Raw genomic sequence first — 22,308 nt, forward strand, 5'->3', positions numbered from 1 at the left:
CGTCGGCGACGACGCCATGCTGTCCCAGCCGGACGGGGGCAGGCTCAAGCACCGCAGGGTTCACTCGATCGAGTGACCTCCGGATCCGCTCCGTCGCGCGGTGATATCACCGAACAGGCCGGTCAGCGGCGCAGCGCACCGCCTCGCCGGGCGGCGGCCCTGGCGGCCGCACCCGGGCTCGGCCGATCGCTGGGCACACGCTACTGCGCTCCGGCCGGTGCCGGTGCCGGTCCGGCCGGTTCGTTCCGCGGTGGAGCAGGCGGCTTCAGCGAGATGCAGGCAGAGCCTTCGAGAACGGCAGGGTCTCCCAGGCCTTGGCCAGGATCGGGTTCTCCCCGAAGATGCGGCCGTCGAGGCTGGCCCGGATCGACCAGCCGTCGGGGGAGGTGGACCCGGTGCGCAGCAGGTCCGACACGGTTGTGTCGCCGACGACCACGGCGTCCTCCAGTTCGCTGACGGCGGCGACGGTCACCGGGAAGGTGGCGGTCGGCAGAACGCTGCGGAACTCGCTGCTGTTGACCAGGTGGTAGGGCTCCATCGTGACGACCATCCCGAGCAGTTGCCGGTCCGAGGGGATGTGGGCGAAGGCCGGGTCGCCGTCGGTGACGCGGTCGGCCGACTTCTGGAGCTGGTTGACGGCCTTGGCGAGTTTGGCCTCGATCTCCGTCGCCCACTCAAGGGGCCCGAGCCGCAGCGAGGCGGTGGGACGGGCGGACTTGACCTCGACCAGGAGCACCAGGTCGTCGAGCACCACGAACCAGTCGATCGACTTGACCGTGTTCTTCTTCTCGTCCCTGTACTTGATCTCGGGATGGACGGTTGCTCCCTTGATCAGGCCGAGCTGGCGGCCGACGTACTGTTCGAACAGGTCGCCGAGGTCGTTGGCGAACGTCTGCTTGTGCACCTCCCAGCCGGAGTAGTAGAGCCCGAAGGGGGAGACCTTCGCGAGCGCGGCGGCCGGAACGGGGAGGAGGTAGCCGGGCCCGAAGTCGGAGAGCGCCGGCCGCGCACGCAGGGGGTTGAAGGCGAAGCGGCGCAGCGCCGGGTCCAGCGGGAGCGTCCCGGCGGCCGCGGCCCGCTCGGTGTCCGCCTTCGCCTGGTCGCGCAACGCCCGGGTCGTGGTGGCGAAGTGGGCGTCGATCACCTTGGCCAGCTCCTCAGGGGTGGTGAGCGAGGCGAAGGAGCCGAGGTCACCGGCCATCCACTGCGGGTCAAACCGCCCCGCCCTGGCCTTTGAGACGCCCCACAGCATCTGGGCGACTCCGACGTAGTCACCCAGCGAGCAGCCGAACAGCCGCTCGTCCCAGCCCGGCGTGATGGCCTTCAGCTTCGCGGGCTCGGCGGCGGTGGTGTGCTGGAGCATGGCGATCGGGCGCGCGAGCTCGCTGAACTCATGCTCCTGCCAGACGAACTGCTGCCCGGCGAGCCGCAGCAGGAAGCCCTCCAGCCGCTCGCCCACCGGCTGCTGGCGCATCGGTTCGTCCAGGGCGAAGTAGAGCTGGAGCATCTCCTCCAGGTCGGCCGGCCGGGCAGGCCTGGACCGGTTCTCGGTGCCGCGCAGCAGGGACATCCAGGCGGTGTCCAGCAGCGCCCACGGGTTGTAGAGGCGTGCCGCAAAGCTGCGCCGGTACTCCGGGTCGGTCATCGACGGCAGCTTGGCGCCGGTCGCGGCGATGAGCGGGACCAGAGAGCTCGGTGCGTGGCGCCGGAGGCGCTTGACGTACGTGCGGTCGGGGACGGGGTAGTGCTCGGTGATGCGGGGCATGGCTGGTTCGGGGTGTCCTTCGTACAGGTCAGCGGGCAGAGGCGGGGAGTGCTGGGCGACCGAGGAGGTACCGGTCGCCGGAGAGCCTTGAGAAGGCGGGATGGTCGGCCATCGCGGCCTTCAGCCGGGTGGCGGGGACACGGGTTCCGTCGTCGGCGAGCGCCTCGCGCAGCTGCGCCGGGGTCAGGGCGGTGCGGGTGCGGGCGAGGTGGCGGGCGGCGGCCTGCTCGGTGGTGGCCGGGCTGGTCGGCTCCACCACCACGAGGCGGTTGCGGGTGAGGTCGTGGTCCTCGCTGGCCGCCGCGAACTGCTTGAGCAGCGGTTCGGCGATGTCCTTCAGCGAGATGGCTCCTGCCCGCCACCGGGCCGATTCGAGCAAGCCCTGGTGGCGGCAGACCATCACGGCGAGGGCGACGACGGCGGACGCGAGGAGAGGGTGGCGCGCGGCGGCGCGTCCGGCCCAGGCTGCTGCCTGCCAGGCGAGCCTGGCGGCGATCTCGGCGACGAAGGCGGAGGCGGTCAGGTTCGCCTCGAAACCGGCCGCGCGAAGCAGGCCGTGGGCCATGCCGACCCACTGGTCCACCGGGACGGCCAGGCCGAACCGAGTGAACACACTGTCCTGGGTCAGGATGACCGCGGGGGCGAGGAACTCGGCGAGGGCGGCGGTGGGGGCGTCGTCGGCGTCACCGCGGGCACGGGCGGGAAGTGACGGGTCGTCCCGCAGCAGCAGCCGGGAGGCGGGGGAGAGGTGGTCGCCGATGGCGAGGTCGACGATCGGGACCCCCGGCACCATCCGCTGCCACAGCATGTGCTCGGCCTGGCCGAGCATCACTCCCGTCGCGGCCGCGATCCGGGGCAGGTGCTGCTGCAGTTCCTCCACGATGTGTGCGGCGCCGAAGGTGTTCGAGCGGCCGGTGCCCGCGAGCGCGCTGATCAGGTCGACCGGCTCCCCGTCGCGTACGGCGCCGCACGCCACCTGGGCGAGCGCGCAGGCGTCCACGACCGTGACCAGTGCAGGGTGGGTCAGGCTGGAGGCCCATGTTGCGGAGGGCAGGGCCGGCAGTGCGGCCGGGGGGTTGTCCATGGCTCAGTTTCGGGCCGCCGGGACCTGCCCGTCGAGGGAATTGGCGAACTGGCCGGGCGGGGCAGAAGCGCCGCGCCCGGCTGTCGGTGGTCCAGGGCGGGTGAGGTCCGCCTCACCGGGGCTAGTCAGGCCGCGGCGACAGGGGGTCCTCCCCGAGCCGAGGCCGCAGCCAACGCTGACGGACGGCGAGACGAAGGTGGGCCTGGTCGGCATCACAGCTGCCGACCAGGCCCACCGCGCATTCTGCCGCACCGCAGGCCACCGGCCCACCGAGAGCCGCAGCACCGCCGCAGGGCTCTCGGTAGCCCGCAGGAGGCCCGGGAGGAGGGGCGGGGGCATCGGCGGCCATGACCGGCCGTCGGACCCCGCAGGGGGTGTGTCAGGCGTCCAGGACGTCGAGGTGGCAGACGCTGCAGTGGTGCCCGCCTCCGCCCGGCCGGAACCCGTGGCCGAGGGCCTGGAGGTCGTTCGCCGTCACGGGCTCGTACCGGCCGTCGTCGTCGGCCGGGGCGGTGGGGGCGTGGCGCAGGCAGAGCAGGTGGACGCGGTCCGGGGAGAGGTACGCCACGACCTCCTCGGCGGCGCTGTCCGGGATGAGGAGGGTGTCCGGGTCGTCGGGGTCCGGCGCCGGGTGCGCGGGGATGTGGGCGACGGCCTTGCCGATCGCCGTGGCGCAGCCCCGGCACAGGGCGGGGTCGAAGTAGCCGCGGCCGGTCACGTCCGCCAGGTGAACCGCCCAGTCGTCGAAGCCCATCGGCTTGTGGCAGGCCATGCACCGCACGCCCCGGGCCGATTCGACGGCGATGAGGGTGGACTCGGTCAGCACCACGCTGGAGGGGATCTCCGGCCGGGCCCGCTGCGACTGCCGCTGCGCCCGTACCCGGTTGAGGGCTTCGTGGTAGCTGATGCCCTCAGCTTGCTGCAGTTCGCGGGCGCGCTGCTGGTCGGTGTTGCGCTTGGTCACGATCGTCTCCTCGGAGACCGGCACTGTGTGCCCACGCCATCGGCCGGTGAAGAAGAGGATCCGACGGTTGATGAAGTCCAGCGGCGTGGATCCCGTAGGACCTTCTCCCGGGACTCGCGCGGCGTGGGCGCACGACAACGGAATGGGCGTTCAGCTCGCCGCCGCCAGGCTACCGGAGGACAGCGGCCGGCCGATCCCGAACACCACCGTGGCCCGGCTCCTCCAGGCGGAGCCGGGCCACGGTGACCTGCCGTCAGTCCCCGTACCCGTCCAGGTGGGTGTCCCACTCCCGGGGCCAGGCCCCACTCGTACATCACCCGCTGCGCCCAGTAGCACCGGTTGATGCCGCGCAGCTGCTCGTCGCAGGAGCCGGACATGTTCTCCGACAGCGCGTTCCAGCGGTTCGACCAGTGGAAGCTAGCTTCGCGGTAGGCCAGCTCGGCCCGATCGGGCGGCAGGCCGGCGGCTGTCGTGGAGGCCTCGACCTCCCAGAAGCTCCAGGTATAGGCTGCGCCGCTGCGGGTCGTCGGCCTGCTGGGCGAGTTCGCCGAGCGCGGCGGCGATCGTGACCCGCCCTTCGGCGAGGATTTCCTCGTCGGTCGGGGGCTGCGGCAGGGTAGAGGGTCGCGTCGGGAGGGCGCGGACGGCGGCGACGGCGGCCTGGTGGCTCTCGCCGGTTTCGGCGGCCCGGGCGCGGGCGGCGTTCTTCCTGGCGTGGTTTTCACCATAGGGTGTCCTTCTGGTGGCCGGCCCGCGATCCGGGCCAGGGGAGGGCACCAGGACAGTCTGCTGGGCGGGCGTTGATGCGGGGCACCGTCAGGACGTTGGTGCTGCCGGTAGCGGCCAGCAGCGGTCCGGGACCGACACACCGCGCGACCCACCGGCAGCGTATCGGGACGGCCCACGCCGTGGGGCGGATCTCGCCGGTGACGCGCCGTCAGGCGGAGGCGGAGCGGCCGGTCTCGGGGTTGCTACCTGGCTCGAAGGCGATCGCGCTGGGCACGTGGTTGGTGCGGAAGCCTTTGGTCACCTGGGCGCCGCGCGAGCCGAGGTCGGCGTAGGCGATCAGGCGGGGCCAGTCGCTGCTGTCCACCAGCTCGCGACAGCCCGGGCAGGCGTAGAACCCGTCACCCGAGGCCCACCAGTGGGTCCCCACGTTGACGAAGAACTCCTGGACGCGGGATCCGCTCCGTACCCTATCGCTGAGCCCTTCAGGTTGCGGACTGGCCGGGGCGTAGACCACGGGAAGCGGGATCTGCAGTGACGTCGATTTACCTCTCCTCCGATAACCCCCGATGGGCGCCGAAGACCGAGGCTGACCTCCAGGCCGCCGTCGACGGCGGCCTGTTCGAGGAGAACCATCACCTGGACCTGAAGAAGGCCCCGAGCAACAAGGGTGACAACAGGGAACTCGCCCGCGACCTGTCCTCGTTCGCCGTGGACGGCGGCACCCTGATCATCGGGGTGCAGGAGAATAAGGACGAGCGCACCTTCGAACTCGCCCCGCAGCCGTTGAACGGGCTGGCCGAGAAGGTGGAGCAGGTCGCCCGCACCCTTCCCGACCCGCCACTGACCGTCCTCACCGAGGAGATCTACTCGGCCGCGGACGACGGCACCGGCTACCTGGTCGTGCACATCCCGGCCAGCCCCGTCGCACCGCACATGGTCGACAACCGCTACTTCGGCCGTGGCGACAAGACGAAGTACCAGATGGGCGACTCCGAGGTCGTCGCCCTCCACCAGCAGCGGCGTGACTCCGAGGCCGACACCCTCACCTTGCTCCGCAGGGAGATGGACGAGGACCCGCTGCGCGAGGTCGGAGCCCGATCGCACTTCTTCCTTGTTGCCCAGCCCACCGCTGCGCGGCGGGATGTGTGTCTGCCCATCACCGGCGCCCCGGACTGGAGCGCACGTCTGCAGATCCTGATCCACCGTGTCCTGGAGAACCCGGGCCTGCACGAGGCACTCTCCAACGGTGGATTCAGCCCTAACTTGAGCGATGCCCACCAAGGACATCGGCGGGCCAGGGGAGTGGCGCTCAGTTCCTCGGGTCTCAACTCCGACCGTACGTTCGTCACGGCCAGCGGAGCCGAGAAGAGCGTCATCGAGGTCCAGCTATCCGAGAGCGGCGGGCTGCGCCTGTTCATGTCCCGACTGTCCGATGAGGTGGCCAGGGACGAGGAGCAGGTTCTTTTCGACGCCGGCGCCGTCATTCTCACTCGGCACTTGCTGGACCTGGTCCGCCTGGTCTCCAACGAAGTCGGCTACCACGGGAACTGGGCGGTCGGGGTGGGAGCCACCCGGCTCCGAGGCCGGCGCAGGTTCACGACCCAGGCACAGTTCCCCAGCGACCACAAGTACAGCGCTGACACCTACGAGGAAACCACGGGAGTCACCCTGGCCGAGCTGAACGACGCCCCGGGCGCGGTGACGCGGCGGCTGCTGGGCCCACTGCTCCGCTCGCTCGGCTCGGAGGAAGTCTTCACCAATGCACTGAACGACGCCTGACCCTCGTTCCCCTTCAGGGGAGCGATGTACGGCCTCCGGCCAAGCCCTGGGGTTCGCCGACGGAATGTCAGCCCGGCCTGACTTTTTTCTTCAAGCGCAGCCAACATTTCGGGGAGTTGTGCCACCCCAGAGGTGGCACAACTCCCCGTGGTGCGTTCACCGTTGCGGGCCGCCGCCAGGTGTGCTGTGGTCAGTCGGCGGCTGATGTCGGTGGGCCACCGACGATGACCACCACCGGTCAGAGCCCGCATAAGAAGATGCTCGGCATCACCGTGCTCGCCGCCGCCCGCCGCCGCCGCGTCAGCCGGGCCTTCGACGACTGCGCAGCAAGGGGTTGAGCCAGGCCGAGCTGGTGCCCGGACGCGGAGAAACGCTGCACGTGGCCAATGTGCAGGCCACCGTGTACCTCCACCGGGGGACCGTCCACGTTGCCGACCAGGGTGGAGATGTCAGCCCTGGGTGCCGGCCATGGCCCGGAGCTTCCGGATGAGTGCGGCGTCATCACGCATGACCCCGACGACCTTCGCATCGGCCGCGCCCTGGTCGTGGTCCTCGCCGCAGGGGCACACACTCCACCCGTCGGCCTCGATGTGTCCAGCGACCTGGTCGAGCAGGTCTGCAGCTTCGTCGAGCACCCCGACAGGTAGCCCCGCGCTGTCGCTCGCGGCGTCAGCGCCGATCGCGAGCCCGATCTCGAAGACGAGGTCGGTGGCGTGCTGGACCGTGCGGGAGTCGTCGTTGCTGGAGGCGAACTTGATCACCTGGGCCAAGGCCATGAGCGGGCGCGAGCAGATCCAGCGGGGCAGATCGGCGGTCCGCTGGTCGAGCCGGACCGGCCGCACACCGTCCACGGTCTGGGATCCGTCGGTGCCCAGGGCGCTGGCCGTGGCGATCTGGTCGGCGACGGCGGCGGGCTCGATGTAGCGCAGGGCGGACCGCGGCTGGATCCCGAGCCGTTGCGCCACCATGGTCACGTTGTGGGCGAGCACGTTCGTCACGGCCACGGGGACGACGTCCAGTCCGCGGGTGAGGAGCTCGGCCTCGGTCTGCGTCGCGAGGGCCTGGAAGGTCTTGGAATTCCTGATGTCGGGCACGGCGACAAGAGTAGAGCCCCCAGCGGGCGCGACCCCGCCGCGGCGGTGCGCCCCGTTCCCGCACCACCGACCGCCGGGGAGGGATCGGAGTCCCCGCGTCGATGGTGTCGACAGCCCCCGCCGCACGCCGAAATTGCCCCGGGATTCGGCGGTCGGTGCGGCTACCGTGTTCACCATGAGTCAGTCCGGAGCGGCCCAGCTGGTCGCCCTCCACATCGCCAGCGAGCCCTCGCAGCCCGCGCCTTTCGCCCCCCGCATTCTGAGCGCCAGCACGACTGCCTCCACCGGGCCGGACCCCGAGGCGGCGGAACCCGCCGAGCCTGACTGGCAGGCGCTCGGGGTGGAGGCGCGGTGGATCGGCACCGACACCAGCACCTGCGCGGCTGTCCTGAGCCCGGTCGCTGGACCCGCCACCGGTTCGGAAGAGTTCAAGCGGTACACCGCGGGCGCCCGGCAGCGCAGTGAGACTGCCCTGGTCATCGCCAGCATCGGAGCCGGGCGGACCCCAACCGCGCGCAACGTCTTCGATCAGGGATTCGACCACAAGATCCACTTGCCCAACCCGTACGGCTGGATCGGCGGCCGCCTTCTGCCCGCCGGCGTCCGCCCGCAACTGGCGGACAACCTGGACAGCGCCGAGCGCGACCTCGCCCTGCGCCTGCGCAACCGGCGCCCGGACTCCCCGTGGTGGGGACTGACCCTGGTCCGCGGCGGACCGCGCCCCGGGTACGGCCATGCCACCATCGCCCCCCAACCGAGGAAGGGCGAGCTGCGCCCCCTGCTGGTCGACAGCCTGGGCAATCCGGTGGCCGGGGTCTGGGCGCCCGACGACGGCTCCGCCCGCTGGTTCGTCGTCCCCTTCGGCACTGACCGCGGTCAGCTGGTCGACTGGCTCATGCAGAAGGCCCTGCCCCTCTACGTTCCCGGGCAGCTGGTGAGGGCCCGCTCGCCGCTCGTCCGGGATCCAGCCTTCGCGACCCGGGCCGAGATCCTGCTGCTCGCGGAGCAGGCCGAGCATCAGCGCGCCTACGAGCTGCGGAAGGCCGAGCTCGACGTCCCCCTCGCCAAGGTCCGCGAGGAAGCCGACCGGCTGCGTCTAGGCCTGATGTACGGCACCGGCCGCCAACTGGAGGACGCGGTGCGGGAGGTGCTCGCTGCGGCCGACTTCACGGTGACGGCTCTTGATGACGAGTTGGGTACCCAGTCTGCGGACCTGCTGGCCGAACTCGGCGGCCGCCGCATCCTGGTTGAGGTCAAGTCAGCCGCGTCGCCGGCGCCGCAGGACCTGGTCGGCAAGCTGTACAAGCACATGTCCACGTGGCCATCGTTGAAGCGCGACGCGCCGCTGGACGGCGGGCTCCTGGTGGTCAACCACCAGACCCGACTCCCGCCCCAGCAGCGCCCCGCCGAGGTCTACTCCCGCGGGCCCTTCGCCGACTCCCTGAAGGTCCCGGTGGTGGGCAGCCTGCAACTGCTCAACTGGTGGCGCGAGGAGGACTGGGCGGCCATCCGCCAGGCTGTCCTGGGAGACGACAGCACCACGGCCCAGCCGAGCGCGGACTCCGCGACGGGTCCACTTCTGCCCGGACCCATCGGCCCCGCCGCGCCGGCCTCCCGCCTCGCTCGCTGGCGGCGCTGACCCCGGTCGCCGGGCACCCGGCCGACCCGCGCCCTGGTAACGGCGAAGGCCCCACCCTTTCGGAGTGGGGCCTTCGCCGTTGCGCAGTGCGGTCGGATACCTTCCGCGGCACCCTCACCCGGCAAGAGTGCCCTTGGTCCGCAGGAGGCTACGGGCCCTGGAACTCCGGGCCGGGAGGTGGCTCTCCTGCCAGTAGAGGATCTGCCCGGAGACCTCCGTCCACGCCGCGTGCTCGGGCAGTCCCGCGCTCTCGACCAGGGCCCGCACCTCGACCGCGTCACGCAGGGCATCACGGCCCCGACCCTCCCGCAGTGCGACCCGCATCTTCTCCACCCGCTTTGCCCCGTGGTCGCCCGCGCGACGCTGCGCCGTGACGACTACCGGCATGGCCTCGCCGATGAACTGGGTGAGCAGCTCGTCCGACCACAACGCCCAGCGGATCCGGGTCACGAGGCGGCCGATCAGCAGGCAGCCGGCCAGGAGCAGGGCCGCGGTGACAAAGGGGAGCCACCTGGGAGGGGGACCCGAGACGACGCCGGCGAGCACGTAGAGGCCAGGCAGCATCGCGCCGGTGACGAACACGAAGATCCCGGCCATGATCTTCTCCATCAGGGAAGCCGACCGTGGCCCCCAGCTGCGGCTGTTGCCGCCACGGGCCCGGGCAACGGCGACGGCGCCGCAGGTCCCGACGACGAGCAAGCCGGCGGTGAGGCCGATGCTGAGCAGAACCACGGACCGCTCCCATCTGTGCGCCTGGATGTACCAGGGTCGTGCCCGGCACGCGCCAGGTGAACACCCGGAGTGTATTGGGCCGCGCCGACAGGCCAGCACGCCCACCGCGGTAGCGTCCACGGATGAGCTCCGCCGAACTTCCCCTCCACGATCTCGTCGAGAGCACGGTCGAGGACATCGTCGCCACAGCCAAGCCGGATGCGGGCCACTGGCTGATCGGCGAACTGGAGCAACGGGGGCCCGAGGCCATGTGGGCCGGGGCACTGCAGCTGATCCGCCCGCTGGCCGCGAGGCCGGCCTACGGCCTGCCCGAGCACGAAGCAGCAGCCCAGTTGCGCGCGAACGCCCGGGCCGCCAACCCCGCGACCGCCCTGGTGCTGGAGATTCGGCTCGCCCTCAGCGAGAGGGTCGAGGAAGAGGCCCGGGAGCTGTGGAACAAGGCCGACCCGGCGCTGCGCCGTACCGCGGTCATGGACTGGCTCATCTCCTACGCCTGGGTGTTCGGCTTCCGCGGGGCGAAGCTGACCGCGCAGCAGGCCGTCTCCCTGATCCGGTGCGCCATCCAGCGCCAGCAGCCGTAGTCGCTCATCGTCCGGGGTCATCCACCTGCGGTAATGCAGCTTGCGGAGCTATTCGAACATATGAGCTACTGGGGGTGCCGGAGGGGAGCCGGGTGCCAATGAGAAGGGGCTGACCGACCGGAGGTGATTGAGGTGTTCACGCACCTCCACACGGCCTCGGGCTACTCGGTCCGCTTCGCAGGATCGCTCCCCGGCCCGCTGGCCGAACGGGCCGCCGAGCGTGGAATGGCCGAACTGGCACTCACCGACCGGGACACCGTCTCCGGGGTGGTCCGGTTCGCGAAGGCCTGCGCCGCCGAGGGCATCCGGCCGCTTTTCGGCGCGGACCTGGCCGTCGGCACCGTCGAGGACCCGGGCCCGGCCGCCCAGCGGCTCCGGACCCCCGCCCGGGGCGGAGCTTTCGTCGACGAAACCGCCCCCCGGGTGACCCTCCTCGCCCGCGACCGCACCGGGTGGGCCAACCTGTGCACACTGATCAGCGCCGCCTGGGCAGCCCGCGCCGAACGTGGCGGCGGCCAGCCCATCGTGCCCCTGGAGGTACTCGCCGCCCACACCGAAGGCCTCACCGTGCTGCTCGGCCCGGCATCCGAACCGGTCCGCGCCCTCGCCACCGGCCGCCCGGACCGCGCCACCGACCTCCTCGCCCCGTGGCGCACCTGGTTCGGCCCCCACCTGCGCCTGGAAGCCGTCCACCTGCGCCGCACCGGCCCCGGCCCCGGCTCACTGCGCCTGGCCGCCCGCACCGTCGGCCTGGCCGCCGACCTGGACCTGCCCGCCGTGCTGACCAACGCCGTCCGCTACGCCGACCCGCATCAGGGCCCGATCGCCGACGTTCTGGACGCGGCCCGCCTGCTGCGCCCTACCCAGCCCGGCAGTACGTGCAACGGGGAGCGCTGGCTCAAAGGTCCGGGCGAGATGGCGGAGCTGGCGGCCGAGGTCGCCGAAGCGGCCGGCCAGGGCCGCTCCGGCGGTCAGCGGCTGCTGGCGGTGACCGCCCGCACGGCCGCCGAGTGCAGGCTCGACCCGAAGAGCGACCTCGGGATCGGCGGCGTCCGCTTCCCGGAGGAGGACCAGCTCGGCCTGGCGCCGGGCAGCTCCGCCCGGGTGCTGCGCGAGCGCTGCCAGGCGGCGATGGTCACCCGCGGCTACGACCGCGACCCGGCCGCCGTCCAGCGCCTGGGTGAGGAGCTGGACGTCATCACCGGGCTCGGCTGGCCGACCTTCTTCCTGACGGTGGGCCAGATCGTCACGGACTTCAAGGAGGCCGGGGTCCGGGTGTCGGCGCGCGGCTCCGGCGCCGGCTCGCTGGTCGTGCACCTGCTCGGCATCTCCGCGGCGAACCCCATGGAACACGGGCTGATGATCATGGAGCGGTTCCTGTCCTACCGGCGCCGATCCCTACCGGACATCGACGTCGACGTCCCCGCCGACCGCCGGATCGACTGCTACCGCCTCGTGCTGAAGCGGTTCACCTCCGCCCGGGTCGCGGCCGTGGCGATGCCGGAGACCTACCGGGTCCGCTGGGCAATCAGGGACGTCGCCCTCGCGACCGGGCTCGCGCCCGAGGAAGCCGGCCGCCTCGCCAAGGCGTTCCCGCACATCCGGGCGAAGAACGCCCGAGCCGCGATGGCCGAGCTGCCGGAGCTGCGCCAGGTCGCCGAGCGAGCCGACCACTACGGTGCCCGCTTCTGGGACCTGGTCGAGGGCCTGGACGCACTCCCGCGCGGCCAGGCCATGCACCCCTGCGGTCTGGTGCTGTCCGACTCCACCCTGCTGGCCCGCACGCCGGTGCTCCCGACCCCGGGGGAGAGCCTGCCCATGACGGTGTTCGACAAGGACGACATCGAGGACCTGGGCTGCCTGAAGCTCGACATCCTCGGGAACAGGACCATGCAGGCGATGTCCTACGCCCTCTCCGAGATCGAACGCACCACCGGCGAGAAGGTCGACCTGGACGACCCGGCCCAGGTGCCGCTGACCGACGCAGGCGCCTTCGAGCTGCTGCGCGAGGGCGAGTCGCTGGGCGTGTTTTCCATCGACAGCCCGGGCCAGCGGGACCTGCTGGGCCGCGCCCAACCGCGGGCCTTCCTCGACCTGGTCGTCCAGCTGGCGCTGTTCCGGCCCGGGCCGGTTGCCGCAGACATGATCAGACCGTGGCTGGCCTCCCGGCACGGCCGCCAGCCGGTGCGCTACCCGCACCCGGACCTGATCCCAGCCCTGGCCCCGACGCTGGGTGTCCTCGTGTTCAACGAGCAGGTGGCGAAGGTCATTTCAACTTTGACCCGTACCGATCTCGCGATGGGGGAGGAAGCCCGCCGAGCACTCAGCCGACCCGAGCGCCTGCCCGCGCTGGAGCGCTGGTTCCGCACCCGGGCGGCCGAGGCCGGCTACGACCAACGGGTCATCGACACGACGTGGGCCCAAGTCCAGGGCATGGGCGCATACGGCTTCCCCGCCTCGCACTCGATGGCGTTCGCCGTGATCACCTTCCAGAGCGCCTGGCTCAAGGCCCACCACGGCGCCAGCTTCTACGCCGGCATCATGCAGGCCGAGCCCGGCATGTACCCGCTGCGCCTGCTGCTCGCCGACGCCCGCCGGCACGGCGTCCCGGTACTGCCCGTGAGCGTGTCCGCATCCGAGGCCGGGTACCGGGTCGAGTCCGGCCCGGACGGCCGACAGGGGCTGCGGATCGCGCTCGCCGCGGTGAAGGGCATCACCGAGGACGAGATCGCCCGGATCACCGCCGCCCGGCCGTTCACCTCTGTCTCGGACTTCTGGGAGCGGGTCCGTCCCTCCCTGCCCACCGCGCAGAACCTCGCCCGCATCGGGGCCCTCGACTCCATCACCGGCGGCCGGACCGGCCGACGCGACCTGCTGCTGCTCCTGGACGAGCTCCACCACGGCCGCCGCTCCGCCGCCGTGCCGGACCAGCTCGCCCTGCCCACCCCGGCCGGGCCGGCCTCACCGAGCGGGTTGCCGGGCATGACCCCAGGCGAGGAACTCCAAGCGGAGCTGGACGTGATCGGCCTGGACGCCTCCCGGCACCTGATGACCGAGCACCACGAGCTGCTGGCCGAGCTCGGCGTCACCCCCTCCGCCCAGCTGCGCGCGGTGGAGAACGGCGAGATCGTGCTGGTCGCCGGAGCGAAGGTCGCGATCCAGACGCCGCCCCAGAAGAGCGGCCGCCGAACGATCTTCGTCACCTTGGACGACGGCAGCGGCAGGCCGGTCGACCTCGCATTCTTCTCCGGCCCCGAAGCCGAGGCCGCCGCGCACACCCTCTTTCACACCTGGCAGTTGGTGGTCCGCGGCCAGCTGCAGCACCGCGGCAAGGCCGTCTCCGTCGTCGGGCAACGGGCCTGGGATCTGAACGAGCTCGCCCGGGTCCGGGCAGAAGGGGGCACCGCAGCCGTCCGAGCACTGCTCGCCGCGCCCTTCCCGGGCGATGACCAAGACCAGAACAACCGCCCGCGGCCCGACCGGCCCGGATCCGGTGGCGCGGGCCGGCTCTGGCACGCTTCGCCCGGATCGGCCGGGTGAGGCAGATGACCACCACGCCCACCACCGCGACGGTCCTGCACCTGCACGTCCACCGGGCCGGCTTCGAGGCCTACCGCTCGCTCTTCACCGTCCTCGCCGACATCACCCCAGTCGTCCAGGCCCTGCCCCCGGACAGCGCACTCCTCCAACTCGCAGGATCTGTCAGCTACTTCGGGAGTACGCCGGCCGAGCTCGCGGACCTGCTGCAGACCCGCCTGGCCGCGCGCTACGGCCTGGTGACCACCGGCGGGCTCGGCCCCAACCGCCTACTGGCCACCCTCGCCGCCGACACCGCCTCCCCCACCACCATCCAGACTCTGCCCGACGACCCCCGGCTGCAGCTGGCCTTCCTCCACCGGCAGGACATCCGCCTGCTGCCCGGCATCGGCCCAGCCCTGGAGAAGAAGTTCCGCCGCTACGGAATCAGCGAGATCGGTGAGCTCGCCGCCCTGCCGCCAGCCACCGTCCAACGGGTAGCCGGCGCGGCGACCGGGCGGCTCCTGCTGGAACGCGCCAACGGCACCGACCGCCGCACCGTCACCCCCGCCGGACCACCGGCCACCATCTCCTCCAGCACCCGCTTCGACCACGACGTCCTGGACCCCGAGGAGGTCCGCCGCGCCCTGCTCGGCCTGGCCGCCGACCTCGGCGCACGGCTGCGCGCGGCCGGACAGGTCGCCCGCGGCATCGAGCTGCAGATCACCTTCGCGGACCGATCCTCGCTCACCCGATCCCGGACGCTGCCGGAGGCGAGCTCCCACAGCCCGGCGATCCGGGACGGCCTGTACGGCCTGTACACCCGGCTCGGGCTGCAGCGGGCTCGGATCCGGTCAGTGACCGCGCGCGCTGGCGCTCTGGCCACCGCGAAGACGGCTGCGGTGCAACTCACCTTCGACCGGCCCACCGAGTCCGCCCGGACACTGGAACCCGTCGTCGACCGTGCCAACGCCCGCTTCGGCGCGGGTGCTCTCAAGGCCGGCTCCCTTCACATCCGTCGGGATTCACCTGGCTGGGCCCGGTCGCCGACGGACCGCAACGGATGGGCGCCCGGGCGGCTCAGCAGATGATCCAGTCAGCCGACTTCCCTTGCGAGGCCACCCGGGCGCTGAGCGCGCGCCGGACCAGCCGACGCGACACTCCCGACGCCTCGCGAGCTGTCCGCGCCGGGTTGCGCTCCGCCGATCCTGACGCATCACCGCAGGTGAGGCATAACGAAGGCTCGGAAAAGTTCATGGACCGCGCGCAGCCGCGGGCGTAGAGTGCCACACCACCAAGATCCCCAAGAAGAGGAGCGCCCCGTGCCGGAGGACAGCACCAGCCCCGTCCGCGCCGGCCGACCGCCCGGCGTCCGCGTCGGCCTCGACGGACTCACCGACAGGCAGCGCCAAGTCGTCGGCGCGATCCGCGACTTCGGCACTCAGCACGGCTACCCGCCCTCAATGCGGGAGATCGGTCGGGCCGTAGGACTTCGCTCCACCTCCTCGGTCGCGCACGTCATTGGGCGGCTGGAGAAGATGCACGTCGTCCGCCGGGACCCGCACCGGCCCCGGGCCTATGTGGTGTCCGACCACCGCTTCGGCTCCGCCGAGCAACTGGCCCCGCAGGCGCACCTGCCGACCTCCACGTCGTACGTGCCGCTGGTCGGCCGGATTGCTGCCGGTGGTCCGATCCTGGCCGAGCAACATGTCGAGGCAGTCCTGCCACTTCCCCGGCAACTCGTCGGCGACGGCGAGCTGTTCGCCCTCACCGTCGCGGGCGACTCGATGCTCGAAGCAGGGATCTGCGACGGCGACCTGGTCACCGTTCGCCGACAGCCAACGGCCGAGAACGGACAGATCGTAGCTGCGATGATCGACGGCGAAGCCACCGTCAAGAGGCTCCGGCACCGCGACGGGCTGACCTGGCTCATGCCGGCCAACCCGCTCTACGAGCCCTTGCCGGGGGAGCAAGCGATCATCCTGGGCAAGGTCGTCGCGGTACTCCGCAGCCTCTGACGCCCGCCAGTACAGAAGGGACTGCCCATGGACGACACCACCTGGCAGAGGGTCTACGGCACCGACCCCGACCACCCCAGCCCCGGCCCGGAACCGGACGGCGAGTACCGGGAACTGCGCGGAGGCCCGCTGGACGGCCAACTCGTCGATGTGAGGGGCTGGAACTCCGAGCAGCTGTCCGCCGGCGCCTACCTGCTCATCCCGGGCAACACCGAGCGGGCCGACTACGAGCCCCGCCCCGGCGACCCGACCCAGTGGGACTTCCAGGGCAACGTCCCCTGCTGAGGCCAGGCGGGCTCCACTGGGCAGCGTCGAATCATCCCGTTGCCCAGTGGAGCCCAACCCGGACGATTGCCTATCCAGAGTAGATTTCAGCATGTCGATCGGGTGGCCCCCGCAACGACAGTGACGGCAGTCCGATCGTCTGATCATCACCCCCGGCGCGCAGTCGCCGACACCTCCGTGAGCCGCCGGTGACCTCATGGCAACGCGATAGGAATTCAAAAGCACCAGGACGACAAGTTAACCTCACGCGCTTGAGCCTCCTCAGGGGCGTAGGCCAACAATTCCGAGCATGCTGCCCGCCTGAAATTCGAAGAAGCACCAGAATGTAAAATACTCGCCTCTCGAAACCCGATCACCTAGATTGGGCCCAGCACCGACACGGGGAGGAAGAAGTGCCACACGACTACGACTGGGGGGACGCGGCCGCCTGCCGCGACACCGACCCGGACGCGATGTTCGTCGAGCAAGCCAAACAGGACCGCGCCAAGACCACCTGCCTCAGCTGCCCCGTCCGGACCGAGTGCCTGGCACACGCCCTGGACAACCAACTGGAGTTCGGCGTCTGGGGCGGCATGACCGAACGCGAACGGCGCGCCCTGCTGCGCCGACGGCCCACGGTCATCTCCTGGCGGGAGCTCCTGGAGAGCGCTCGGGCCGAGCACGCACGGGCCACCACCGACCCGCACTGCACGGCCGCCTGACCGCCAACTATCCGATCAGCCCGGGTGCGGCATCGTCATCGCGCAGTCCCCGCCACACCGGATGGCGAAGGCGGCCTGCCGGGGTGAGCTCCAGGAACTCCACCTCGGCGTGAAGCCGCGGCACAGCAAACCGGACCTCGGTGCCGGTCGGCAGCCCCATCCCGCCGACCGGTGCGACGAACGGGCTGGTCGGCGCAGACAGCCTCTGCAGCAGAGCGCCCAGGGCCCGGCGCTCGGCATCGGCGAAGCCGGTGCCCACAGCACCGACAAACAGCAGCTGCCCGCCCTCTGCGGCCGGCACCCCAGCCAGGACCGCCCGCACGCTGGTCCCACCCCGGCCGCCCGGGAGCCAGCCGCCGATCACGACGTCGGCCACTTGCAGGTGCTTGGACTTGACCCAGTCCCGAGAGCGAGCCCCGGGCCGGTACAGCGAGCCGGCCCGCTTGGCCACGATCCCTTCAAGGTGCTGACCGCGGGTCCAGTCGAAAGCATCGGCGACCGACGGCCACGCAGGCGGCACTCGCACCTGCGGTAGCTCCAGATTGAGCGATTCCAGAAGGCCCCGACGCTCCTCGTAGGGCACGGTGAGCAGCGGTCGCTCGGTGTGCAGCACGTCGAAGACCACCAGGATGGCCGGCGCCGCTGTCCGCCCGGCTTTGATGGACGCCGGCCTGGAGCGGTGAACCCTGCTCTGCAGTCCGTGGAACGACGGCCGCCCGCCCTGCATCACCACGATCTCGCCGTCGAGGACCAGAGGCCCCTCGACGGTCTCAAGAGCCTCGGCGACCTCCGGGAAGCGGGCTGTGAAGTCTGTCCCACTGCGGCCGGCCAGTCGGACCTGGCCGCTCTTGACATAGGCGAGGCACCGGGCTCCGTCCCACTTCACCTCCGCCCACCATCCGGCACCGGCGACATCGGCGCTCGGGAGGCCATAGCTCCATGATCGCGACGACAGCCGGGTACCGCGAGCGGCGTCCGTCCGACCAGCCCCCTCACTCCAAGTTCAGCAGCTCCAGCGTGAGCATCAACGGACATATCGATCCGCATATGTTCCACGCATACATCCACCCGAGCCCCTGCCCGAGGCGATGCGTATCACTGTTGCTCTCAGTAGCAGCGATACGCACTGCCAGCCCGAGCGCTGTTGCCCAGCGCCAGAACGTCCGCTGGGCCCCCCGGGCGTTCGGTGGCACGCCAGCAAGGCCAGCGGACACCGAGGCGGTGTCGGTCGGGGACAGCACCAGGTCCTCACCGCTGTTGTGTCCCTTCAGGAGGACACAAGAGGCGCGGAACGTCGGTGGTACCGACGTATCTGTCAGCCGGGCTGACTTGGAATGTACGAGACTGGGACCCGTCGACCTGCCTGCAGCAGCGAGTCAGGAGGGCGTGCCGGTTCGGCCGCGTTGTGAGCGTGGGGTCTTCTCCCCGACCGTGCGGGGCTCAACGGTGCGGGGGTCGACGGCTTCGCCGGGCGCGCCGGCGGCGTAGAGGCCTTCGGGGTCAAGGTCGCGGTCATGCGGCAGGAGGAAGAAGACGCGGCGGCGGTGCAGACCGCTGTCGGGGTCTGCTTCAGCAGCGTGGTCGAGTTCGGCATAGCCGACCATGCGGCCATCCCGGAGCCAGCGCGGCTTACCTCGGCGGCGAGGGGTCTTGTCGATGGTTTGGCGTACGTAGTCGAAGGCCGACGGGTCTTCCAGCCAGACCACGGTCTCTTCGTGGCTGAGAACGCTCCGGTCCAGTAGCGAGCTCATGACCGATGGCCTTCCTTCATGGTTGCGGTCCGGGACTGGGGACGGGTGGCTAGCAGGAACGAGTAGGTGGAGCCTGCATCGTAGAGCGGGCGGACCTGTCGGGTGTAGATGGCGCGGACGGGTGTCCTGATGACTCCGTCTGCCCATGGTGCATGGCGTTTAGTCGGCAAGGAGGCCGATGCCCGGGTAGAGCTTGCGCCCGTTGCTCTTGACCATGTCGTTGGGGGACGCCAGGCCAAGTTCTGTGCGAATGCGGGTGGCGAAAGCGCGCTTACTGGTGGGGCGGGTGCTCTCACCGGCGTTGCACCAGGCGGCGTACGCGGCGTAGAGCTGCCCCTGTTCGACACGAAGCTCGGCTTCCTCGCTGCTGCGGGTGCAGCACTCGGTCAGGAAGCGACCGATGGTGTCCTCGGTGCTGGCGTACGCGTCAGTGGCCAGGCGGACCCGCGTGGGGCCTTCCAGCGGGTCGGGCAGGCTGCTGCCGGCCTGCCGCTGCTGACGAAGAGCGTGGTATCGAACGGCGCCTTGGACCACCCAGTGGAGGATGCCGGGTCCTTCGTCGCGGACCAGTTCCAACGCCAGGTTGTCGATCTTGTTCTCGTCGGAGACGGTCTTCTCGAAAGGGACCAAGCGGATGCGGCGCCAGAACGCGAAGCCCCCGGTTCCGACCTCCGGCTTGTGGTTGCCCAGCAGCCACAGGTGATGCGTCGGCGGGAAGGAGAAGAAGTCCTGCCTCATCCGGCGGGCCTTGATCTTGTCCCCTCCGGTGAGCAGCTTGACGCGGGCTTCGTCGAAGCGGTCTGTCGGCTTGAGCTCGGAGCACACCAGCAGACGCCGACCGTGGAGTTCGGTCAATTCAGTGGAGTGCTCGGTGAAGGCCCCGCGGTCCATCAGGAAGCCGGGCGGGGCAGCGTCTGCGTAGTCCCCGAGCAGCTGCAGCATGACGTCCAGCAAAACCGACTTGCCGTTTTTGCCCTCGCCGTAGAGGAAAGGCATGACCTGGCCACCGACGTCGCCGGTGGTGGAGTAGCCGAGCAGTACGTGCAGGAAGTCGATCATCTCCCGGCCGGCCTGGTCGTCGCCGAATGTCTCAACGAGGAACCGGTTCCAGCGGGGCGTGGGCATGTCCTCCGGGGCCACACTGGTGGCACGGGAGTGGCATCCATCGAACGGCGAGGGCTTCTGCAGCTCACCGGTTCGCAGTTCGATCACCCCACCCGGAGTGCACAGGGCCCAGGGGTCACTGTCCAGGTCCCAGGCCGCCATGGACAGGTCGGGAGATGCCTTGGCCTGCTCAAGGAAGCTCTTGATCCCAGCCGTGCTGCTGGAACGCCGGCGGTGCAGGGCAATCTCACGATCGCTGAAGACCTTGGCGGGGTCACTGCCTGGCATTTGATCAGCTAGCTCGCCAGCAGCCCACATTGCCGCCTTCTCCGCCCCGCGTCTCCACCGGTAGTCAGCCCACTCGTACCAGCCCAGGCCCTCGACGTGACGGAACGAGTCCTTGTGTAGGCGGATGAAGAGCTTGGCGTTGCCCCGGTCTGTCAGCTGGTGTGGCAGAAGGCCGTCATCCTCTGTCCGGACCGCTGCGCCGGCACCCTTCTGGTGGGGCAAGGGTGTAGCCCGGGTGAGCGGCTCCTCAAACTCCAGCATCTGCTGAGCCGAGACAGCGGGGTCGAGCCCATGCGGGGTGTCAGCGGCTGAGGGAGATCCGCTCGGCTCGGCTGCGGGCACGTTCTGTCCTTCGTAGGGGTCGGTCCCCAGCGCCTCACTCCCGCCTGTTGGCGGACAGAGACCGAAGGGACCAAAGGGACCGAATTCTGGAATGGGTTCCAGAGCCTAGCGTGCGGCGAGGTTATCCCGACGTGCGCATCCCCCGGACGGTCCTGCCCCAGCCCACCAACTCGACGCCCGCCTGACCTGCCGCTTTGTGCACAAGTCAGGCGATCTGACCGTTTTGGAGAGACCGAAGGGACTGAACCCCCGAACCCTATCCGGCAGCCTGCGAAGAGGTCCGAGACACGCCGGGAATCACACCTGATGTTGAAACTCGGTCCCTCCAGACCCTCCGGTCCCTGACGCTGGTGGCAGTCGACGGGGTCTCGGTTGGGCACGCGCACCGCCCACTTGGTCCCTGCCATCCCGCGGATCGCGAGCACCCGAGCTGACCACCGCTAGGGACCAAAGCCCAGATGCAGGGGCTCTACCAAGTCGCGGGCTGTAACCAGTTCCTGCTCAGTCCCTGGAGAAAGCTGCACGTCAGTCGGGGTGTATGGCTCAACTCAGGGACTGTAGGGACTCAACTTCCTAATTATGAGCAGAATCTTGAACCAGTGATGTATGCGCGCGCACATACGAAGAAGACGCTCTCGCATACAAGATCTGCTCATAACTGGGGCCTTGAGTCCCTTCAGTCCCTCCCGCTGCCCGAGAAAGCGCGCTGGCCTGCGGAAACGCAGAGGGACTGAACGTCAGAGCATCAGGGGCCGAGCAGATGCCCACCCTGCACGCCACTCGCCGGCCCCACCAGGCTCGTGCGACAGTTCCGGATCCTGTCGCGCGTGCCGCTTCCGCAGCCCAGGCTGGGGTGGGTTTCTCGACCAAGCCGTTGTGGGCCTGGCAGGTTAACGCGCCGATCACGAACTTCCGGCTGCCGCCGGAACCGGGCCCTTGAGGGCCCTGTTCGCGCTCCTGAGCAGACGTGGCGGGCCTGGTCTGGAGCACCAGCGGTGCGCGCTGATGGTGGGGCTATCGGCCCGGTGGGTGTTTCGGGGGTGGTCGGGTGCGTATTCCTGTGTAGTTTCGGGTGGTATTCGAGGTGGCTTTCCCGGCGTCTTGCACGGCCTCATTCTCGGGTTTGTGGTGGGATTCCTTTTGCAAAGTGGTCTAGTCCAGCATTCGTGGAATGTGCATTGTTTATGGGTTGGGCTTTCTGGCGGGCTTCTGACGGGCTTTCTGGTGGGTTCGTGGTGGGGGTGTGACGGGCTGTCGTGGTGGGGGTGCGGTGGGATGTCACGCGGTGGTGTCGTCGGGGTGTCGGGGTGTCGGTGGTGCTGCGCCGTGCCGGTCGGGCGGGTGGGATGGACCGTGGGTTGGGTGGCCGTCCCCGGGGTGTCCGGGCCACCGGCCCGGTGTACTGCCCGGGGGTGCCGTACGGGCCCGTGCGGGGCTCTGTGCGGGGGTGGCGGACGTCCCGGGCCGTCGTGCGGGATGGCGGTCCTGACGGACCGCCAGTGGGGCCCGGTCCCGTGCGGGGTATGGGCTTGCCAGCGAGGAAACACGTCATACCTGGCACGGGCCGGGGCACCGCCCCGGCCTACCGACAGGCACACCGCCGGGCCGCGCGGGCCACACGGGCCGCACCGCACGGGACGGGCGGGAGGGGCCGCCGGGCCCCGGTCCAGCACGGGCCAGCACCGGGCCACCGGCCCGGACGCCCACCCCAATCGGGGCCACCGGCCCCGCCCCTGACACCCCGCCACCTGAGGCCCCGCCAGGGGCCGCACCACCCCCACGAATTGGCCACCGGCCAATTCCCCCAACAATGCACCGCCTTATACTCCGCGCAATTCCGAGGCGCCGCCAGGCGCCGGGGCGAGCGTGCCTGACGGCCCGCCAGGGCCGCCCTGGCCGCCAGGCCAGGGGCGAGGGCCGCCAGGCCCTCCGCCCC

General features: G+C 70.6%; 17 protein-coding genes. 8 read left to right on the forward strand and 9 right to left on the reverse strand.

Features of this window, described 5'->3' with window-relative positions; translation table 11 throughout:
• Positions 1-265: 265 nt before the first annotated feature.
• The 4 genes from ACIRPK_RS26875 to ACIRPK_RS26890 form a co-directional block, all read right to left on the reverse strand.
• Positions 266-1,765: a hypothetical protein gene (locus tag ACIRPK_RS26875; RefSeq protein ID WP_403042658.1), complete on the reverse strand. Its 1,500-nt coding sequence runs from the start codon at positions 1,763-1,765 to the stop codon at positions 266-268.
• A gap of 28 nt (positions 1,766-1,793) precedes the next feature.
• Complete coding sequence (locus ACIRPK_RS26880) at positions 1,794-2,849, reverse strand: hypothetical protein (protein ID WP_403042660.1); 1,056 nt, start codon at positions 2,847-2,849, stop codon at positions 1,794-1,796.
• Between the two features lie 379 nt (positions 2,850-3,228).
• On the reverse strand, positions 3,229-3,813 hold the full coding sequence (locus ACIRPK_RS26885) for a hypothetical protein (RefSeq protein WP_403042663.1): 585 nt from the start codon (positions 3,811-3,813) through the stop codon (positions 3,229-3,231).
• 937 nt (positions 3,814-4,750) lie between these two features.
• The gene (locus ACIRPK_RS26890) at positions 4,751-4,969 is read right to left on the reverse strand and encodes a hypothetical protein (RefSeq protein WP_403042666.1); all 219 of its coding nucleotides are present in this window, start codon (positions 4,967-4,969) and stop codon (positions 4,751-4,753) included.
• A 104-nt stretch (positions 4,970-5,073) separates the two neighbouring features.
• On the opposite strand from ACIRPK_RS26890, the gene ACIRPK_RS26895 reads away from it, so the two are divergent.
• Complete coding sequence (locus ACIRPK_RS26895) at positions 5,074-6,321, forward strand: helix-turn-helix domain-containing protein (protein ID WP_403042668.1); 1,248 nt, start codon at positions 5,074-5,076, stop codon at positions 6,319-6,321.
• A gap of 449 nt (positions 6,322-6,770) precedes the next feature.
• Here the strand turns inward: ACIRPK_RS26895 and ACIRPK_RS26900 are convergent, their stop codons facing one another.
• Positions 6,771-7,415 (reverse strand): hypothetical protein, encoded by a 645-nt coding sequence (locus ACIRPK_RS26900; RefSeq protein WP_403042670.1) that lies wholly within the window; start codon positions 7,413-7,415, stop codon positions 6,771-6,773.
• Positions 7,416-7,590: 175 nt separating this feature from the next.
• Here ACIRPK_RS26900 and ACIRPK_RS26905 point away from each other — a divergent pair, with 175 nt between their 5' ends.
• The gene (locus tag ACIRPK_RS26905) at positions 7,591-9,054 is read left to right on the forward strand and encodes a hypothetical protein (protein ID WP_403042672.1); all 1,464 of its coding nucleotides are present in this window, start codon (positions 7,591-7,593) and stop codon (positions 9,052-9,054) included.
• Positions 9,055-9,168: 114 nt separating this feature from the next.
• On the opposite strand, the gene ACIRPK_RS26910 is transcribed toward ACIRPK_RS26905, so the two are convergent.
• On the reverse strand, positions 9,169-9,786 hold the full coding sequence (locus ACIRPK_RS26910) for a hypothetical protein (protein ID WP_403042673.1): 618 nt from the start codon (positions 9,784-9,786) through the stop codon (positions 9,169-9,171).
• Positions 9,787-9,908: 122 nt separating this feature from the next.
• Between ACIRPK_RS26910 and ACIRPK_RS26915 the strand changes: the two genes are divergently transcribed.
• The 6 genes from ACIRPK_RS26915 (at position 9,909) to ACIRPK_RS26940 (ending at position 16,887) form a co-directional block, all read left to right on the forward strand.
• Complete coding sequence (locus tag ACIRPK_RS26915) at positions 9,909-10,367, forward strand: hypothetical protein (protein ID WP_403042675.1); 459 nt, start codon at positions 9,909-9,911, stop codon at positions 10,365-10,367.
• A gap of 132 nt (positions 10,368-10,499) precedes the next feature.
• Positions 10,500-13,907, forward strand: a complete 3,408-nt coding sequence (gene dnaE / locus ACIRPK_RS26920; RefSeq protein ID WP_403042677.1) for a DNA polymerase III subunit alpha — start codon at positions 10,500-10,502, stop codon at positions 13,905-13,907.
• A gap of 5 nt (positions 13,908-13,912) precedes the next feature.
• Complete coding sequence (locus ACIRPK_RS26925) at positions 13,913-14,974, forward strand: hypothetical protein (protein ID WP_403042680.1); 1,062 nt, start codon at positions 13,913-13,915, stop codon at positions 14,972-14,974.
• Between the two features lie 141 nt (positions 14,975-15,115).
• Positions 15,116-15,901, forward strand: a complete 786-nt coding sequence (lexA, locus tag ACIRPK_RS26930) for a transcriptional repressor LexA (RefSeq protein WP_403042699.1) — start codon at positions 15,116-15,118, stop codon at positions 15,899-15,901.
• Positions 15,902-15,928: 27 nt separating this feature from the next.
• Positions 15,929-16,186 (forward strand): hypothetical protein, encoded by a 258-nt coding sequence (locus tag ACIRPK_RS26935; RefSeq protein WP_403042683.1) that lies wholly within the window; start codon positions 15,929-15,931, stop codon positions 16,184-16,186.
• 392 nt (positions 16,187-16,578) lie between these two features.
• The gene (locus ACIRPK_RS26940) at positions 16,579-16,887 is read left to right on the forward strand and encodes a WhiB family transcriptional regulator (protein ID WP_403042685.1); all 309 of its coding nucleotides are present in this window, start codon (positions 16,579-16,581) and stop codon (positions 16,885-16,887) included.
• A 7-nt stretch (positions 16,888-16,894) separates the two neighbouring features.
• On the opposite strand, the gene ACIRPK_RS26945 is transcribed toward ACIRPK_RS26940, so the two are convergent.
• From ACIRPK_RS26945 to ACIRPK_RS26955, 3 genes are all read right to left on the reverse strand, one after another.
• A complete protein-coding gene (locus ACIRPK_RS26945) occupies positions 16,895-17,842 on the reverse strand; it encodes an ATP-dependent DNA ligase (RefSeq protein WP_403042702.1) in 948 nt (315 codons plus the stop codon).
• Between the two features lie 421 nt (positions 17,843-18,263).
• Positions 18,264-18,638, reverse strand: a complete 375-nt coding sequence (locus ACIRPK_RS26950) for a DUF6009 family protein (protein WP_403042688.1) — start codon at positions 18,636-18,638, stop codon at positions 18,264-18,266.
• 159 nt (positions 18,639-18,797) lie between these two features.
• Positions 18,798-20,291, reverse strand: a complete 1,494-nt coding sequence (locus tag ACIRPK_RS26955; protein WP_403042691.1) for a phage/plasmid primase, P4 family — start codon at positions 20,289-20,291, stop codon at positions 18,798-18,800.
• Between the last annotated feature and the right edge of the window lie 2,017 nt (positions 20,292-22,308).

The sequence above is a fragment of the Kitasatospora sp. NPDC101801 genome, from assembly GCF_044766665.1.
Classification (GTDB): Bacteria; Actinomycetota; Actinomycetes; order Streptomycetales; family Streptomycetaceae; genus Kitasatospora.

Coding starts and splice junctions, on each gene's coding strand:
- ACIRPK_RS26880 (WP_403042660.1), bottom strand. CDS start 2,849: ATGGACAACCCCCCGGCCGCACTGCCGGCCCTGCCCTCCGCAACATGG.
- ACIRPK_RS26905 (WP_403042672.1), top strand. CDS start 7,591: ATGAGTCAGTCCGGAGCGGCCCAGCTGGTCGCCCTCCACATCGCCAGC.
- ACIRPK_RS26925 (WP_403042680.1), top strand. CDS start 13,913: ATGACCACCACGCCCACCACCGCGACGGTCCTGCACCTGCACGTCCAC.
- ACIRPK_RS26950 (WP_403042688.1), bottom strand. CDS start 18,638: ATGAGCTCGCTACTGGACCGGAGCGTTCTCAGCCACGAAGAGACCGTG.
- ACIRPK_RS26875 (WP_403042658.1), bottom strand. CDS start 1,765: ATGCCCCGCATCACCGAGCACTACCCCGTCCCCGACCGCACGTACGTC.
- ACIRPK_RS26915 (WP_403042675.1), top strand. CDS start 9,909: ATGAGCTCCGCCGAACTTCCCCTCCACGATCTCGTCGAGAGCACGGTC.
- ACIRPK_RS26935 (WP_403042683.1), top strand. CDS start 15,929: ATGGACGACACCACCTGGCAGAGGGTCTACGGCACCGACCCCGACCAC.
- ACIRPK_RS26955 (WP_403042691.1), bottom strand. CDS start 20,291: ATGCTGGAGTTTGAGGAGCCGCTCACCCGGGCTACACCCTTGCCCCAC.